This window comes from Paenibacillus xanthanilyticus, assembly GCF_042682185.1.
Taxonomy (GTDB): Bacteria; Bacillota; Bacilli; order Paenibacillales; family Paenibacillaceae; genus Paenibacillus_Z; species Paenibacillus_Z xanthanilyticus.
The window spans coordinates 1,328,999-1,346,481 of record NZ_JBHUHA010000002.1 but is presented as its reverse complement, the minus strand read 5'-3'; the positions used below and the strand labels follow the sequence as shown (position 1 = coordinate 1,346,481).

Below are 17,483 nucleotides of genomic sequence, written 5' to 3'. Positions count from 1 at the left end.
CTCCTAGTCCAGCGGAATGTAGGCGTCGAAGAACGAGACCGCTTCGATTTCTTTGTCATTGAGTATCGGGGTGAACGGTTTGATGATCGTGAGCGAATCGCTCAGGTAATCCCCGATGATCGTGCCTTTCGTCACGGAGGTTGTTTCCGACGTGCCGTCCCTGTAATGAAGGGTGATCGGGTATTGATCCGTGTATGGGTTTAGCGCCTTTTCCTTCTGCTTAAGATTCACTGCCTCATCAATCTGTCGGAGATGGGGGCTGTTCACCATTAAGGTTACGGCAATCGGCGAAATCGATATCGAGGATAAAGTCGCCGGGTGTCCATACAGATTCACCTTCCGTTGTACCAAGTGAATGGTCGACAGATCTTTATAGTCTAGCATGAACGTGGTTTCCCAAAAGCCGGGCACAATCGTCTCGAATTCATCCGGAAGCGCAGCCGCCTCCTCCAAATCGCGAACCTGCAAGGTAACGGTTCTGCCGATCGGGGCTTGCCGCGAAAGCTGATAACTCATGGCGAGACTGATTTTATTGTCATTCGGATGGCCGTCATCCAACACCTCGTAGCCGATTCCGGCGCCATACGACCCAACCGCCTCGAAATCCAAGGAGGTCTCGAACCGATAGCGCTCGGCGCTGAGCCTTACCCCCTCCGGCGCGGTAAAATCCATCAGCACGTAGATGAGATGACTATCGCCGATGACCTGTTTCACATCCAGCGTGCCGTTCTCGTTTGTCACCTGCTGATTGACCGCAAGCGCTCCCCTAGGAAAGCCGTCAGCTTGGCGGCTTTTTGCCGTTGTCTCCGAACGGGACATCCGCCGGATACGGGAGCCACCTCCTTTGCCAATCGCTACTTCCTGGGGTGCATGCGCTTCCTGCAACGGGTTGCGGCGCAGGAGCGAACGTCAATTTATTTCACTAAGGGGAGCGCAATATCCGTTTCCTCCTGTCTAGTTCTCCCCTTTGCAGGGTTGAAGGAGCAGCCGGACTCCGGGCAGAATGAAGGAAAGAAAGGGGTGAAAGCGATTACATGAAGAGGCTGTCCCGAATGACAGCCGCACCGTCAATCCATTGTTAAGGAGAGGAAGCAATCATGCGAGCAAAAGGAACAAGAAGCAGGTCGTGGTTCGTACTCATGCTGTGCGCGTTGATCGCGGCCGGCACGCTGCCGCTCGGAGCGGGTCAGGCATCCGCCGCCACGTCATTCGCCAATATCGCGATGAACACGAGCACGCCGGCTATGTACAGTAAATTCGAAATGACCTTCAATCTGAGTTCGACGTATACGAATCCCTATAACCCGGACGAGGTGAACGTGTATGCGACGTTCACGACGCCTTCCGGCAAGACGGAGATCGTGCCCGGCTTCTACAAGTCCAACACGTCGCCGAAGTGGGCGGTGCGCTACTCGCCTCGGGAAGCCGGCGCGCACAGCGTCGTGCTGCGCGTGTCGGATGCGAGCGGCACGGGGCAATCGGGTTCATATGCGTTCACGGCCGGCGGGCCGGGCGCGAACCGCGGCTTCATGAGCACGCAGGGAACCCGTTTCGTGGATAGCTTCGGGTCCCAGATCACGCTGATCGGGACGAATTTTGCCTGGAACAACCCGAATCCGAACGCGGTGACGCAAGAAATTCCGAACCTCAAGCCAGCCAAGATGAACCTGCTCCGCGTGTGGTATTCATGCTGGTGGAGCAGCCTGGCTCCGGAATGGGGGCCGATCACCGCGAACGAAGCGGGCTTGACGACCGTCTATGAAGGCATCGGACGGTATCAGCTCGATAACCAGGCGCGGATGGACCAGATGTTCGAGGCTGCGGAAGCAAACGACGTCTATATTATGCTGACGATGCTGAGCTTCGGCGACTTCTATTACCAATGGAACGTGAATGCCTATAACCAAGCCAACGGCGGTCCTTCTTATTATTCCGAGAACAATACCGACTTCTGGACGAACCCGGCGGCCAAGGCGTATCAAAAGAAGCTGCTGCGCTACATGTTCGCCCGTTACGGCTACAGCCGCGCGCTTGGCATGCTGGAATATTGGAATGAGTCGGATAACCGCGTAGACACGACGGCAGCCAATCGCGCCAGCTGGCATGCGGAGATGGATAACTATTGGAAGAGCCTGGATTTCTACAATCATGTGACGACGACCAGCTACGCCTGGAAGGATCATGCCGGCTCCGGCCAGCAGACGTGGGAGACGCTGACGACGCTGGATGCGACGAACGTGCACCGCTACGACTCGAGCGCGGACGTGATCACCGCGTGGGAGCAGCAGATCGATAACCTGCTTACGCTCGCGCCGAACAAACCGGCCTTCATCGGCGAAGTCGGCCGCACGCATGACGACCAGACGACGGACCCGACGATCGACGAGTATATGCACAATGCGCTCTGGGCGCCGATCTTCCGTGCCGGCGCGGCCGGCGGCAGCTTGTGGTGGATCTTCGAGACCGGCTTCGCGCTGCCGGCGAATTATAAAGCGATCCATACCCGGCTCGCGAACTTCGTGCAGCCGGCGGAGAAGCATCTGATCCATATGCCGCATGTCGACTACGGACAGCAGACTAACGGCACGAAGGTCGGCGGCTTCAAGAGCGATTCCCGCGCCTATCTGTGGATCAACGATACGCAAGCTAACCATACGGTGACCAGTCCGCGCACGGTGAGCGGCATGTCGCTGACGATCCCGATGGCGAACAATTACTATAAAGTGTCTTATTACGATACCTACGCGGGCACGTTCAGCCCGGTGACGACCGTACAGGCAACCGGCGGCAATCTGGTGCTGACGGGTATTCCGTCCTTCAGCAGAGATATCGCGGTCAAGATCGAATGCGAGGGCTGCGACGCGCCGGATACGCAGGCGCCGACCGCGCCGACAGGGCTGACGTCGCCGTCCAAGACGGATACGACCGTCTCGCTCTCCTGGTCGCCGTCGACGGACAACGTCCGCGTAACGGATTATGACGTCTATCGCGGCGCGACGCTCGTCGGTTCGACCGGCGGCGCGACGACCTACACGGCGGGCAGCTTGACGGCAGGCACTTCATACAGCTTCACGGTACGCGCCAAGGACGCGGCAGGGAATGTATCGGCGGCGAGCGGCGCGCTAAGCGTCACGACCAATCCGCCGGATACGACGGCGCCCACGGCTCCATCGGGCTTGACGTCGCCGTCGAAGCTCGACAAATCGGTACAGCTGAGCTGGACGGCCTCGACGGATAACGTCGGCGTCACCGCCTACGACATTTACCGGAACGGCAGCTTGGCCGGTTCGGTCAGCGGGACGGTCACGACATATACCGATTCGGGTCTGACGCCGCAGACCGCTTATTCGTATTATGTCAGAGCCCGCGACGCACGTAATAACGTCTCGGCGAACAGCAATACGATCAGCGTGACGACGCTGGCCCTCATCCCGGAGAATCGTCTGCAGAATCCGGGCTTCGATCAAAGCAACAGCAGCAGCAAGCCTGCTTCATGGACGTGCGAGAACGACTACTTCTGCTACCGCGACACGGCCGTCAAGCGCAGCGGCACGGCTTCCATGCGGATGTCCGGCGATTCGGGCCCATGGCTCGGCTTCTATCAGGACGTCACGGCTGCCGCGGGTCAAACGTACACGTTCGACGGTTATTTCAACGCCTCGGCGAATAACGGAACGACGATTGAATTCAGACTGCGGTTCCTTGACGGCGCGGGCGGCGTCATTCAGGATAACCTGCTCCAGACGCATACCGGCACGAACGCCGGCTTCGTCAACGTGACCGGTGCCCGAGTCGCGCCGGCGGGTACCGCCACGGCACGGGTGTATATCTACATGCGGGATTTACGAGGAGCGCTGTATTTTGACGATTTCTCCCTTGTCGGCGGCACCGGCGGAGGAACGGATACGCAGGCGCCGACGGCTCCGAGCGGCCTGACTTCGCCGTCCAAGACGGCCACGAGCGTGAATCTATCGTGGACGGCATCGACCGATAACGTCGGCGTGACCGGCTATGAGATTTATCGGGGAGCCGCGCTGGCGGGCACAACGACGGGCGCGACGACGTACACGGCAACCGGTCTGAGCGCTTCGACCGCTTACAGCTTCACGGTTCGCGCCAAGGATGCGGCGGGCAATACGTCGGCCGCAAGCGGCGCGCTTAGCGTGACGACGGATGCCGCTTCGGACGCTCAAGCGCCGAGCGCGCCAACCGCGCTCGCTTCGCCATCGAAGACGGATACGAGCGTCAGCTTGTCGTGGACGGCTTCGACGGACAACGTCGGCGTGACGGGCTACGAGATTTATCGGGGCGCGACGCTGGCGGGCACGACGACGGGCGCGACGACGTATACGGCAACCGGGCTAGCGCCTTCGACGGCTTATAGCTTCACGGTACGCGCGAAAGACGCGGCCGGCAACGTATCGGCGGCCAGCAGCGCGCTGAGCGTGACGACGAACGCCGCTTCAGGCGGGGGCGGCAACGGCTTGACGGCGCAGTATTACGACATGTCGGATCTGACGAACTTGTTCGTGACCCGGATTGATCCGAACATCGACTTTAATTGGGATCACGGTTCCCCGGCTGCTGGTATGGGCGAGAACACCTGGTCCGCCCGATGGACGGGGAAAGTTCAGCCGCAATACAGCGAAACGTACACGTTCACCTCCAACACGGACGACGGCGTCCGCGTTTGGGTCAACAACCAGCTGATTATCGACAAATGGGTCGGGCAGGGCGCGACGGAATGGAACGGGACGATCGCGCTCGCGGCCGGCGTCAAATACGACATCAAGGTCGAGTACTTCGATGACGGCGGCGGCGCGCTCGCCCAGCTCTACTGGTCGAGCGCCTCGCAGCCGAAACAAATCGTGCCCCAGAGCCGCTTGTTTACGAACTAAGAGCGTCATGCGGGAGGGGCCCGAGCCCCCTCTGAATCATGATTGCAAGGCATCCTTGAATGAACCAGGCACGACCCTCGTTCCCATGTGGAACGGGGGTTTTGCCTTTGTTTCCTTTGGTCTCTCGGGGCCAACGAGCGGGTAGTCCAGCTAATCATTTTCTCCACTTTCTCCTGTCTAAGGCGCTCCGTTGTCCGGTGTCGCGGCAAGCGCGGGGGCGAGATAATAGGAACATCGATAGAGAGAAGGAAGTGAGAACGATGATTTACGGGGCGTGTTACTATCCGGAGCATTGGCCGGAGGAGCGATGGCCGCTCGACGCCAGACTGATGCGCGAAGCGGGGCTGAACGTCGCGCGGATCGGTGAATTCGCCTGGTCCAAGCTCGAACGGCGGGAGGGCGAGTACGATTTTGGCTGGCTCGATCGAATCCTGGACGTACTAGGGGCGGAAGGCATTCGCGTCGTGCTGGGCACGCCGACCGCAACGCCGCCCAAGTGGCTGATGGATAAGCATCCGGATATTTACATGCAGGATTATAAAGGCGGCGTAAGAGGTTTCGGCAACCGGCGGCATTACTGCTTTAATAACGAGACCTATCACCGCTGCGCGCAGGCCATTACCGAACGGCTGGCGAACCGGTACGGGAATCATCCGAGCGTGACCGGCTGGCAGATCGACAACGAGTTCGGCTGCAACGAGACGACGCGATGTTACTGCGAACGCTGCAAGCGGGCGTTTCACCGTTGGCTGGCGCGGAAGTACGGCGACGTCGACGCGATGAACGAGAGCTGGGGGACGGTGTTCTGGAGCCAAACCTACAATGACTGGCACGAGGTGACGCTGCCCGGCTACGCGCCGTTTCATCTGCACAACCCGGGGCTCGCGCTTGATTACCGCCGCTTCGCCTCGGAAGCCGTCGTCGCCTTTCAGCAGCTGCAGCTGGACATCTTGAAGAGACTGGCGCCGAGCCAGCCGGCGACGCACAACTTGATGGGCGCGTTCAATGAGATCGACGGGTATGAGCTGGCCAGGAACCTGGATTTCGTCTCCTGGGATAGTTATCCGAATTTGCATTTCGACGCAACGACGGACCCGAGCCGAGCCGCCGCGCAGCATGACATGACCCGCGGGTTGAAGCACGAGCCGTTCTGGGTGATGGAGCACCAGAGCGGACCGCCGGGCGGCGATATTCTGTTCCAGACGCCGAAGCCCGGCGAGCTGCGGAGATGGACGTACCAGTCGGTCGCGCACGGCGCCGACGCGATCGTGTACTTCCGCTGGCGAACCTGCCTGTTCGGAGCCGAGCAGTTCTGGCACGGGATTCTCCCGCATGACGGATTGCCGGGAAGACGTTATGACGAAGTGAAGCGGACCGGCGAAGAACTGCGGCTTGTCATGCCGGCTGTTCAAGGCAGCGGTCCAGGCGCGGAAGTCGCTATAATCCGATCCTACGACAACGAGTGGGCGACCGAAATCCAGCCGCTGCGTCCGGGTTACAGCTATATGGAGCATCTGCTCCAATACTACCGGCACTTCTATGAGAACCACATACCGGTGGACATTGTGTCGGACGAGACCGATTTCAGCCGTTATAAGCTGATCGTCCTCCCTCATTACATGATGACCCGCCCGGAGACGGCAGAGCGGCTGTACGCTTACGTGAAGGCAGGCGGAACCGCAGTATTGGACTACCGCGCCGGCTCGAAGCTGTGGAACAATCGGATGGACGAACGGCCGCTGCCCGGCGCATTCCGCGAGCTGGCGGGAATTCGGATTGCCGATTACGGGACGCTGCGTCCCGAGGAACGACTCGGCTTGCGAAGCCATCCGGTCGCGGTCGCGGAAGCAGGCGAGGGAGATGGCACAGGCGAAGGGACGACCTGGTTCGACGTCATCGAAGCCGAGACGGCCGAGACGCTTCTCCGGTACGAGGACGATTACATGGCCGGTCAGGCCGCCGCGACGCGCAATCGCTACGGGGAGGGCCGCGTCTATTACATCGGCACCGATCCCGACCGCGCCGTACTCGGGAGACTGCTCGGCCAGGCGGCGGCGGATGCCGGCGTGAATCCGATCGGCGGGATCATCGTGCCCGAGGGCGTCGAACTCGCCAGACGCCGCACCCCGGACGGCGACATTTTGTTCGTGCTGAACCATGGCGGTACCGCGCGGGAGATTGAGTTGACGCAGCCTTTCGACGACCTCCTGGAGCAGCGATCGGTGCCGGTCGGCAAGCTCGTCATCGAGCCGGAAGGGGTGTTCGTTCTTGCGACAGCACGAGCCGAGTAACAGCCCGGACTTCCTCCGGAAGCTGGTAAGACAGCGCCAGCTGGTCGTCATGGCGCTCCCGTTCATCGTGCTGACCGCCATCTTCAATTACGGACCGCTCTGGGGATGGGTCATGGCGTTCCAGGATTACAAGATCGCCAAGGGTATTGCGGGCAGCCCGTTCATCGGCTTCGGCAAGTTCGCGGAGTTGTTCCGGGACGAGCAGTTCTACCTGGTGCTCCGCAACACGCTGGTGATGAGCGCGCTCAATCTGGTCACCAGCTTCGTCGGCGCGATTACGCTGGCCCTGCTGCTCAACGAGGTTCGCAGCGCCAAGTTCAAGAAGACGATTCAGACGATCACGTACATCCCGCATTTCGTCTCCTGGGTCGTCATCGCCAATATCGTCATGATGTTCCTCTCCCCGGACGGCGGCATGCTGAACGAGCTGCTGATGGGACTTGGCCTGATCGCGGAGCCGATCTACTTCATGGCCAAAGGCGAATACTTCTGGTTCATTCATACGGCCGCGAATCTGTGGAAGGAGCTGGGCTGGAATACGATCATCTACTTGGCGGTCCTGGTCGGTCTTAATCCGGAGCATTACGAAGCAGCGGAAGTCGACGGGGCGTCGCGCATTCAGAAGATGTGGTACATCTCGATTCCGGGGTTGATGCCGACCGCGATTCTGCTGCTGACCATGTCGGTCGGCTGGCTGATCAGCAGCGGGTTCGAGTCGCAGTTCGTTCTAGGCAACCCGGTCGTCTACGATTACTCGGACGTCCTCGATCTGTACGCGCTGCGGTATTCGACCCAGCTCAGCGACTATTCGTACGGGATGGCCATCAACATGTTCAAATCGGTCGTCAGCATCCTGCTCATTCTGAGCGTGACCGCGCTGTCCAAAAAATGGAACCAGAACCGGCTCTTCTAGCTGCTCCCGGTTCCCGACAAGAGGTGAGTGAAGTTGGCAAAACGCGCGGCTTGGCCGGACGTCGTGTTCAGCGGGTTGAATTACGTCGTGCTGCTAGGTTTCGGACTCCTGACGTTATATCCGTTCGTTAATCTGCTCGCGATCTCGCTCAATGACGGGCTGGACTCGCTCCGGGGCGGCATCTACTTGATCCCCCGGCAATTTACGCTGTACAACTATGTATCCATCTTCCAGAACGACGGGCTCCTGAAGGCCGCGGGGATGTCGGTCGCAAGGACGCTGCTCGGCACGCTGCTTGGCGTCCTGGGCACCGCGATGGTCGCGTACTCGCTCAGCCGGCGCGACTTCGTCCTGCGCAAGCCGCTCAACGTGATCATCGTGTTCACGATGTTCGTCAACGCCGGTCTCCTGCCCTTCTATCTGCTGATCCGCGATCTCGGGCTCATGAACCAATTTTGGGTGTATATATTGCCCGGTCTTATCAGCGCGTACAACGTGATCATCATCCGCAGCTACTTCGAATCGCTGCCGGACGGGATCGTGGAATCGGCGCGAATGGACGGCGCATCCGAATTCCAGACGCTGTTTCGCATCGTGCTTCCCGTGAGCATGCCGGTCGTCGCGACCGTGTCGCTCTTCATCGCCGTCGGCCATTGGAACGCCTGGTTCGATAACTACCTCTATACGAGCAGCAACGAGAACTTGGATGTGCTGCAATTCGAGCTTATGAAGATTCTTCAGACGACGCAGGGGCAGGTCGTGAACGGCAATAACGGCGCGGCCGCCGCGGTCAAAGGGATGGATCCCGACGCGACCCGGGCAGCCATGACGATGATCGTCAGTCTGCCGATCCTATGCGTGTACCCGTTCCTCCAGAAGTATTTCGTCAAAGGCATCATGGTCGCCTCGATGAAAGAGTAGCCATCCAAGGCGAAAGGGCTTTCGCAACAAAGTACGGCGGATATCGACCGGAATCGCCATTCCGTTGATATAATCAAACTATCCGATGACTGGGGGAAGTCAGCGCATGAAAGCAGTGAAGAAGAGAACGGGGCTCGCGGCAGGACTCGCCGTCGTGATGATGTCGACGTGGATCGCCGGCTGCAGCGGCGGCAACAACAACGGAGCGGCGGAAACGCCCGCGAAGACGAACAATGAAGCGGAGAAAGGGAATAACGGAAGCGCGGAGCCGGCCAAGCCGGATCTTGCGCCGGTCACCTATTCCATCAATACCGCGGACGACAAGCTCATCTGGGATACGCCGATCAATGCCAAGATTACGGAGAAAACCGGCGTTACGCTCAAATACGACTTGACCGTCGGCGACCAATTCCAGCGGTGGGATCTGTGGCTGGCGAGCAACGATTACCCGGACATCGTCGTGCTGGACGCGAAATATACGCTGCGCTACAAGGAAGCCGGCGCGATTATCCCGCTCAACGACTTGATCGACCAATATGGACCGAACATCAAGAAGAAATTCGGCAAGTACTTCAACCTGCTCAAAGACGAGAACGGTGATATTTACTCGCTCTACTCGGTCAAAATGGCCCAGGAAGCGCCGGCCGACACCAAGGGCTCCTTTATCGTGCAATATGACGTGCTGAAGGAAGCGGGCTATCCGGAAGTCAAGACGTTCGATCAATTGTATAACGTCATCAAAGCCTACAAAGACAAGCATCCGCAAATCGACGGCAAAGATACGATCGGCTACGGGGCGTACATGAACGGCTGGACGATGAAAATCGCCTTCAACAACCCGGTCATCTGGGCGAAGGGATTGGCGGATCACGGCAATTACACGATCGATGAAGGCGGCAGCGTCCGCTATAACCCGGTCTCCGAAGATACGAAGACCTACTACAAATACTTGAACAAGCTGTATAACGAAGGACTGCTGGACAAGGAAGCGTTCTCGCTCGACGACAAAGGGTTCCAGGCGAAGGTGGCGCAAGGCCGCGTATTGGCCGCGTATGCGCCGGGCTGGCTGGTAGATGAAGCCGAGAAGGCGCTGAGAGCCGCCGGGCAAACGCAGCGCGCTTACGCGCACATTCCGATTTACTTCGATGCGGCTACGGTCGATCGCTCCAATGCCATTACGCCGACGAGCGGCGGCAATTTCCAGTGGACGATCTCCAGCAAAGCGAAAAACCCGGAGCGGATCATTCAGTTCATCGACTACCTGTTCTCCGACGAGGCTCAGGTGCTGACGCAGTGGGGGATCGAAGGCGAAGATTTCCTAATTGAGAACGGCAAGCGCGTCATGAATCCGGAGCGGCTCGAGAAAGGAAAGGCAGACCCGGATTATGACTACAAACGGGGCTTCAAGAGCGTGGGCACCGGCGACTTCTATTGGTTCGGCGTCGGTCATGGCGCGAAGCTGGAAGACGGCGACTATGCGACGCCGCTCACCAAAGAAGTCGTGAAGCAAGGCTACGACGAGGCAACGAAAGAAGTGCTGAAGGCTTACGGCAAAGAGGTGTGGGCGGATTTCCTGCCGCCGGTCGAGTATGTGCCGGGCTTCCTGTGGCAGCTGTCGCCGCCGGAATCGACGAAGGTCGAGGAGCAAAAGATGGACGACACCTGGCGGAAAAGCATCCCGGATATCATCATGTCGAAGAACGAGGCGCAGTTCGAATCGGCATGGAACGGCTACATCGAGGACATGAACAAAGCCGGCGTCGAGAAGGCGAATGCCGCCTATACCGAGCTATGGAAAGCATTTATCGAGAAATACGAGAAATCGCTGGGCCAATAGCGGGACCGAACCTCCTTGTCTCAAGGAGGTTCGCCCTTTTGGGCGAATAGAGGTAGGGAGCGATATTAACGATAGCGGGGGAGGGGCTTCACCATGAAAATTCGCACGAAGCTGATCGCGGCCAACCTGTTCATCGTGCTGTTCCTCCTGGGCTCTCTGTCCTACGTGTTCCTCAAACGAAGCACGGACATGGCGTACGAGACGATTATGGAGAACAACCTGCTGTCGCTGTCGCAGGTCGGCTCCAATCTGGACAACAAGCTGCAATCCTATGAGGAGATCGCCAACACGCTGTTCCTGAACTCGGCGCTGGACGCGGCCGTGGAGGCGAAGTACGACGATCTGCGAGACGCCTACCGGGAGTACTTCAATTATTATCAGCCCTTCGTATCGGCCGTGCAGACGACGAAGGACATTTATCACTTGTACCAGTATACGACGAATCCGATGTTCGTTTTTTCGAACGTCTTCCTGATCGACGACGAGATTGCGGCCAGCGAGTGGTATAAGGCGACGTTAAGCAGCCGAATCGGGGGCCATTGGACGGCGCCGTATCCGAATCCGGTCGACAAGGAGCCGCTATTCAGCTTCCGCAAGCGAATGAACAACTTCAATCCCGCATCCGAGCGGGTCGTCTCCGTGGAGATCAAGCTCAAGGTACTGCGCGACCTGGTCAGCGAAGAGAGCAAAAGTAAGCGCTTCCTTTTTCTCTATCCGGACGGGACGATGCTGGTCGACACCGCGCTTCCCGAGTCGGCGTATCCGGCGGCGCTTCACGACGTGCCTTCGGCTGCGGTCCCGGCCGCGGCTCCGGTTCCGGGTCTCTCGCGAATTCTGGCGGAGGAGAGCGGGGATTTCGCGTACGAGGACGGCAAGGACACGTATCGCATCCTGTTCAAGACGTTGACTTCGCGGAATGCGGTCAAAGGGATGAAGGTCGTCGCGTTCGTCCCGGTGACGGAACTCATGCCGAAGATCGAGCAGCTCCGGACGCTGGCGATCGTGCTGTTCGTCATTGCTTTCGCGGCGTCGGCGCTGCTGATCTCGCTCATCTCCGTCGGACTGACGAGACGGCTGACGGAGCTCGCTTACCGGATGAAGCGGCTGCACAAGGATAATTTCGAGAGCTTCGTGGAGGTGCGGGGCCGAGACGAGGTTGCCCAGCTGGGCGAAATGTTCAACTTCATGGTGCGCCGGCTGCGCGAGCTGATCGGCGAAGTGTATCAATCCGAGCTGAACCGCAAGGAGAACGAGCTCCGCACGAAAGAAGTCGAGCTGTACGCGCTCCAGACGCAGATCAATCCCCACTTTTTGTTCAACGTGCTCAATATGATCCGGGGCAAGCTGCTCATCGCCGGCGATCGGGAGAACGCCAAGGTCGTCGGCCTCCTTGCCAAGTCGTTCCGGATGATGCTGAAGCGGGGAGGCCCGACGATTACGCTCGCGGAAGAACTCGAATTCATCGATATTTATTTGCAGATTCAACAATATCGGTTCGGCGACAAATTCGCGTACGAGATTGCGATCGATGCCGGGCTTCAAGCCATCCGCGTGCCGAAACTCTGCATTCAGCCACTGGTCGAGAACGCGGTTACGCACGGCGTGGAGCTCCATCCGGAGCGGTCGACGATTTGGATCAAAGGGGAAGTCGAGGGCGGGAAGCTGCTCTTGACCGTCGGCGACGACGGACTTGGCATTCAAGCCGAGCGGCTCGCCGAAATTCGCGGATGGCTCGAGGAAACGGACGGTCTGGCTAGCGACAAGCATATCGGCCTGCGCAACGTGCATCGCAGGCTGCGGCAGATGTACGGCGACGGCTATGGATTAACGATCGAAAGCGAAATCGGTCTGCGGACGGAAATTACGATGACGATCCCGCTGGATCACGAAGGAGGCGAACGGGATGCATGAGGTGTTGATCGTGGACGACGAGCCGGTCGCAAGGCAGTCGCTTCGCTACTTGATCGATTGGGAGTCATACGGGTTCACGGTTGGGGCCGAAGCGGAGAACGGGCTGCGGGCGCTGGAGCTGCTCAAGGACCGCCACTTTGCCCTGGTGCTGACCGATATCCGGATGCCGACGATGGACGGCCTTGCGCTCATCGCGCGGATAAGGGAGTTCACGGACGCGTACGTCGTGATCCTGAGCGGCTACGACGATTTCGAATACGCCCGGCAGGGGATGAAATACGGCGTCAAGGAGTACTTGCTGAAGCCGCTCGACGAGGATGATCTGATCGAGGTGCTGCGGCGAACGGCCGCGGACATCGCGGAGAATCGGCTGTTCAAGCGGCGGCACCGGCTGGGCATGTCGGCCATCCGCGAGCAGTTTATCCGGAAGCTGGCCCACGGGGGACTGACCCGCAAGGAATTCGACGACCAGCTGGCGCTGCTCGAGATGGAGGGGGAGGCTGAGCGATTCTGCTGCTTGGCCGTCGAGCTGGACTTCGTCTTCGGCGGATTCGAAGCGGCCGGAACGGTTGCGCCGTCGGAGCGGGATATCGAGCTCAAGCGGTATGCGGTCCGCAATATATGCGAGGAAGTGACGGCGGGATTTGGTTTCGTCTTCGAGGAGGCGGAAGACCGTTACGGCATCGTCTGCGCGGGCGATGCCGCCGACCTGACGGACCCCGCGGTCCGGGAGCTTGCCGGGCAGCTGTCCCGCTCGGTGGCGGCTTATGTCAAGGAGACGGTCACGATCGGCATCGGTCCGATCGTGGACGGGTTCCGGCAAGCAGCGGCGTCCTTCTCCGCGGCGGAGGATGCGCTCGACCGCAAGTTTCTGACCGGCTGCGGCACCGTTCTGGAGGGAAGGGACCGGCAGCCGGGCAGCGAGTCGGCCTTGCGGCTGTATCGAGGGGCGGAAGACGGTCTGCTGGATGCTGTGCGCAGCGGCAGGACCGAGGAGGTTCGGGCGCAGCTTGACGCGCTTTGGCAGCGTTTTCGCGCCGCGGACGTGCCGTCCAACCAAGCGAAGCAGGCGGCGCTGGAGCTGTTCGTGCAGCTTTACCGCATCGTGCGGGAGAGCGGGACGAGTCAGGCGGAGCTGTTCGATCAGGGGCATGAAGATTACGAGTCCGTGATGAGAAGCAAGACGATGGATGAGCTGCTGCTGGTGTCGGCGCGCAAATGCGAAGACATCGTGGCGCTGCTGCGGCGGGGCAGAGAGCTAAGGCCGAACAGAATCGTCGAAGAGGTGAAGCGGCTCGTCCAGGAACAATTCGGGGGCAGCGTCAGCTTGCGAAGCGTCGCCCAGCAAATCTACATGAATCCGAAATATCTCGGGAAGCTGTTCAAGTCCGGAACCGGCATGGCCTTCAACGACTACGTCATGCAGCTGCGGATGGAGAAGGCGAAAGAGCTGCTGCTCCATAGCGACATGAAGGTGTACGAAATCGCGGAGGCCGTCGGATACGGCGAGCTGGATTGGTTTTACAAGCGGTTCAAAGCTTATGCGGGCATCAGCGCGAGCGAATATCGCGGGCGCTGACCGCGAAAGGGAGATGAACGATGATTCTGGGCGCAGCCTATTATCCGGAACACGAGGAACCGGCCCAATGGCCGATCGATTACAAGAAGCTGAGCGCGGCGGGGATCCGGCAAATCCGCATCGCGGAATTCGCCTGGACGGTACTTGAGCCGCAGGACGGTCAATTCGATTGGAGCTGGCTGGACGAGGCCATCGAGACCGCCGCCGCGCACGGATTGGACGTCGTGCTCTGCACGCCGACCGCCTGCCCGCCCGTCTGGCTGGTCGAGCGGCATCCGGACGTGCTGCCCGTGAACCGAAGCGGACGTACGGTCGGCTTCGGCGCGAGACAGCACCGGTCGTATCACTCCGCGAACTACTTGCGGTATGCCATGCGGATCGTCGCGGAGATGGGGAAGCGGTACGGCCATCATCCGGCGGTCGTCGCCTGGCAGCTCGACAACGAGTTCGGCGGGGAGACCAAATACGACTTCGGCGCCTGCGCGCGCGACGCGTTCCACGCGTACCTGGCGGACGAGTACGGCACGGTCGAGGAGCTGAACCGCCGATGGGGGACCGTATTCTGGTCGCAGCGGTACGAGCGGTGGGACCAGATTCCGCTGCCCGCGCCGATCGATGCCGACGTCACGATGTGGCATCATCCGAGTCTGGAGCTGGCGTTCGCCAAGTTCTCGTCGCTTGCCATCACGCGGTTCGCGGCCGCGCAGGCGAGCGCGCTGCGCCCTTATACCGGCGACCGGCCGATTACGACGAATGCCTTCATGTTCCGCTATGGCGACAGCGTCAGCTGGCCGGTACTGTTCGAAGAGCTGGACGTCGTCGGCATGGATATCTATAGCGACAAGCCGCACGAGATCGCGTTCTACGGCGATGCCTGTCGAGGCGTGCTGCGGCGGCCGTTCTGGATGATGGAGTACGGAACGGGCTCGCGGCGTTTGTTGAGCGAGATGGAGCTGGTCCGGGATCGGGGTTGCAGCCGGTTCTTCCTGTTCAAAACGAAGCCGTTCCCTTGGGGACAGGAGCAGGGCAGCGGCGCGCCCGAACTGCTGACGATAACCGGCGAACCGTCGGCCAATTACGGCGCCGTACGGGACTATGCGCAGGCGCATGCCGACTATATCGAGCCGGCTGTCGCGGAGCCGTCGCCGATCGGACTGTATTATCATTTCGAGAGCTCGTGGAGCTACCGCATTGCCGTATCGGATCGGGTTCCTTATCCGGACTATCTGGTCGACACGGTCTATCGTTCGCTCTATGAGGGCGGCCTGTCCGTCGACTTGCTTTATAACGCCAGCCAGATCGTAGATTACAAGCTGATCATCGTCCCGCTCCATGTTCTGCATGACGAGGAGCTGGAAGACCGTCTGCTTGCATTCGTCCACGGCGGAGGTCGGTTAATCGTCACGACCGATTTGTTCCGGAAGAATCGGGATAACGTCTTTTTGACCCAAGTGCCTCGGTTGTACGCCGCCTTGCTCGGCTGGCAGCAGCCGAACTTCGTTCCCGATGCCATAGCGGAGCGGCCGGCGGGCGGCATATATGCAGCAGGCGAATATGGCAGCGGCAGCGCTTGGATGATCGCGCGGGACGCGTCGGCGGCGGAGTGGCGAGCTGCCGTTGCATCGGCGCTGATGGCGGATCAAGCGATCGGTTAACGTATCATCGGAGAAGGGGAGAATGTCCATGAATGCCTGGACAGCCTCCCCTATTTATTTACCGTATTGTTCCATTTCGATTCTGCCATATAATTAGGTAACGGAAGCTATGTCACAACGAACGGAGGTTGCGTGCGATGAGCGATGAGCTGCACCCGGGCTACCCGGGCTACGGGCCGGAGTCGCCCTGCCACTACCGACGGGCGCTGGAGGTCGTCTCCAGCAAGTGGACCGTCCTCGTCTTCTACGAGCTGGAGACGGGGAGCAAGCGATACAGCGAGCTGAAGAATCGGATCGAAGGCGTGGCGAAGAAGATGCTCACCCAGACGCTGCGCCAGTTGGAGCGGGACGGCTTGGTGCGGCGCACCGTCTATCCGACCGTGCCGCCGACCGTGGATTACACGCTGACGCCGCTGGGACTCACGCTGATCGAACCGATGCGAATCCTGCACCGATGGACGGAGGCCCATTACGATTCGGTTCTGCAAGCGAGGCGGGTGTACGACCACCAACCGGCGTCCGCGGTCGCGCCCGAACCGGATTCGGATTAATCCGGCGTGTCGAGCTCGCGGGCGATGAACGCATAGACGTCGTGCCCGTCGTCGAAGACGTCCGTCAGCGCGTAGAACAAGTGGATCATGCCGGGGTATCGTTTCCAGCTGACGCGAACGCCGCTCTCGGCCAGCTTGCGGGCGTATAGCTCGCCTTCGTCGCGCAGCGGGTCGAGCTCGGCGGTCACGACCAAGGCGGGAGGCAAACCAGCTGCATCGCCGAGCAGGGGAGAAGCGAGCGGATTGGCGCGATCGGCGTCGTTACCAAAATAGTGCCCGGCGCAGTAGTCGAGCAGCGCGGTCTCCAGGAAATACCCGGCGCCGTAGGTTGCCTTGGATGCGTAATCGCCGGACCAGTCCGTCACGGGGCAGAGCAGAATTTGCCGGGCGATCCGCGGCGTGCCGCGCTTGGCCGCCTGCTGCGCCACGATCGCGGCGAGGTTCCCGCCGACGCTCTCGCCGGCCACGGCTACCCGGCCGGCATCGAAGCCGAGCGAATCGGCATTCTCGGACACCCATTGCGCGGCATAGAGCGCCTCGTCGATTTGAACCGGGAACTTGTGCTCCGGCGCAAGCCGGTAATCCACGGACACGACCGCGTGTCCCGTCGCGTGCGCCAGCTTGCCGCACATCGGGTCGTAATCCTTCATTCGATTGAACACGAAGCCGCCGCCGTGATAGAACACGATGACCGGCAGCTTCTTCCCGGCCGTCGGGCGGTAGATGCGCACGGGGAGCGGGCCGTGCGGCCCTTGCAGCTCGGCATCTTCCGTATCGGCCAGCTCGATGCGATCGGAGATGGCGTTCGCAATGATGACCTTGCGAATTTCGTCGGGGGTCATCCGGTGCAGCGCCGGCAAGCCCGACATGTGGTCCAGGAATTTCCTTGTTTGCTCTGGCAGTGTTTCATTCACGTTAACGACCTTC

General features: G+C 60.1%; 11 protein-coding genes. 9 read left to right on the top strand and 2 right to left on the bottom strand.

Features of this window, described 5'->3' with window-relative positions:
• Nucleotides 1-3: 3 nt before the first annotated feature.
• On the bottom strand, nucleotides 4-741 hold the full coding sequence (locus ACFSKT_RS23045; protein WP_377717697.1) for a hypothetical protein: 738 nt from the start codon (nucleotides 739-741) through the stop codon (nucleotides 4-6).
• 356 nt (nucleotides 742-1,097) lie between these two features.
• On the opposite strand from ACFSKT_RS23045, the gene ACFSKT_RS23040 reads away from it, so the two are divergent.
• From ACFSKT_RS23040 to ACFSKT_RS23000, 9 genes are all read left to right on the top strand, one after another.
• Entirely contained in the window at nucleotides 1,098-4,898 is a 3,801-nt protein-coding gene (locus ACFSKT_RS23040) for a fibronectin type III domain-containing protein (RefSeq protein WP_377717696.1), read from the top strand.
• 260 nt (nucleotides 4,899-5,158) lie between these two features.
• Nucleotides 5,159-7,189 carry a beta-galactosidase gene (locus ACFSKT_RS23035; RefSeq protein ID WP_377717695.1) on the top strand — a complete coding sequence of 677 codons (2,031 nt, stop codon included), beginning with the start codon at nucleotides 5,159-5,161 and terminating at the stop codon, nucleotides 7,187-7,189.
• Nucleotides 7,167-8,102, top strand: a complete 936-nt coding sequence (locus tag ACFSKT_RS23030) for an ABC transporter permease (protein ID WP_377717694.1) — start codon at nucleotides 7,167-7,169, stop codon at nucleotides 8,100-8,102. Before ACFSKT_RS23035 ends, ACFSKT_RS23030 begins: the two co-directional genes overlap by 23 nt.
• A 27-nt stretch (nucleotides 8,103-8,129) precedes the next feature.
• Nucleotides 8,130-9,023 (top strand): carbohydrate ABC transporter permease, encoded by an 894-nt coding sequence (locus tag ACFSKT_RS23025; protein ID WP_377717693.1) that lies wholly within the window; start codon nucleotides 8,130-8,132, stop codon nucleotides 9,021-9,023.
• A 106-nt stretch (nucleotides 9,024-9,129) separates the two neighbouring features.
• The gene (locus ACFSKT_RS23020) at nucleotides 9,130-10,860 is read left to right on the top strand and encodes an extracellular solute-binding protein (RefSeq protein ID WP_377717692.1); all 1,731 of its coding nucleotides are present in this window, start codon (nucleotides 9,130-9,132) and stop codon (nucleotides 10,858-10,860) included.
• A gap of 93 nt (nucleotides 10,861-10,953) precedes the next feature.
• Nucleotides 10,954-12,771, top strand: coding sequence for a sensor histidine kinase (locus tag ACFSKT_RS23015; RefSeq protein WP_377717691.1), 1,818 nt, complete (start codon nucleotides 10,954-10,956; stop codon nucleotides 12,769-12,771).
• The gene (locus ACFSKT_RS23010) at nucleotides 12,764-14,350 is read left to right on the top strand and encodes a response regulator (protein ID WP_377717690.1); all 1,587 of its coding nucleotides are present in this window, start codon (nucleotides 12,764-12,766) and stop codon (nucleotides 14,348-14,350) included. The genes ACFSKT_RS23015 and ACFSKT_RS23010 overlap by 8 nt, the downstream gene beginning before the upstream one ends.
• Before the next feature lie 20 nt (nucleotides 14,351-14,370).
• Nucleotides 14,371-16,005 (top strand): beta-galactosidase, encoded by a 1,635-nt coding sequence (locus ACFSKT_RS23005; RefSeq protein ID WP_377717689.1) that lies wholly within the window; start codon nucleotides 14,371-14,373, stop codon nucleotides 16,003-16,005.
• A 137-nt stretch (nucleotides 16,006-16,142) separates the two neighbouring features.
• On the top strand, nucleotides 16,143-16,556 hold the full coding sequence (locus tag ACFSKT_RS23000; RefSeq protein ID WP_377717688.1) for a winged helix-turn-helix transcriptional regulator: 414 nt from the start codon (nucleotides 16,143-16,145) through the stop codon (nucleotides 16,554-16,556).
• Here ACFSKT_RS23000 and ACFSKT_RS22995 read toward each other — a convergent pair.
• A complete protein-coding gene (locus ACFSKT_RS22995) occupies nucleotides 16,553-17,470 on the bottom strand; it encodes an alpha/beta hydrolase (RefSeq protein WP_377717687.1) in 918 nt (305 codons plus the stop codon). The two genes, ACFSKT_RS23000 and ACFSKT_RS22995, sit on opposite strands and share 4 nt — an antisense overlap.
• Nucleotides 17,471-17,483 lie beyond the last annotated feature (13 nt).

What these genes read in the sequence shown, in the direction of transcription:
- ACFSKT_RS23015 (WP_377717691.1), top strand. Translation starts at nt 10,954, where the DNA reads ATGAAAATTCGCACGAAGCTGATCGCGGCCAACCTGTTCATCGTGCTG.
- ACFSKT_RS23000 (WP_377717688.1), top strand. Translation starts at nt 16,143, where the DNA reads ATGAGCGATGAGCTGCACCCGGGCTACCCGGGCTACGGGCCGGAGTCG.
- ACFSKT_RS23040 (WP_377717696.1), top strand. Translation starts at nt 1,098, where the DNA reads ATGCGAGCAAAAGGAACAAGAAGCAGGTCGTGGTTCGTACTCATGCTG.
- ACFSKT_RS23020 (WP_377717692.1), top strand. Translation starts at nt 9,130, where the DNA reads ATGAAAGCAGTGAAGAAGAGAACGGGGCTCGCGGCAGGACTCGCCGTC.
- ACFSKT_RS23010 (WP_377717690.1), top strand. Translation starts at nt 12,764, where the DNA reads ATGCATGAGGTGTTGATCGTGGACGACGAGCCGGTCGCAAGGCAGTCG.
- ACFSKT_RS23035 (WP_377717695.1), top strand. Translation starts at nt 5,159, where the DNA reads ATGATTTACGGGGCGTGTTACTATCCGGAGCATTGGCCGGAGGAGCGA.
- ACFSKT_RS23005 (WP_377717689.1), top strand. Translation starts at nt 14,371, where the DNA reads ATGATTCTGGGCGCAGCCTATTATCCGGAACACGAGGAACCGGCCCAA.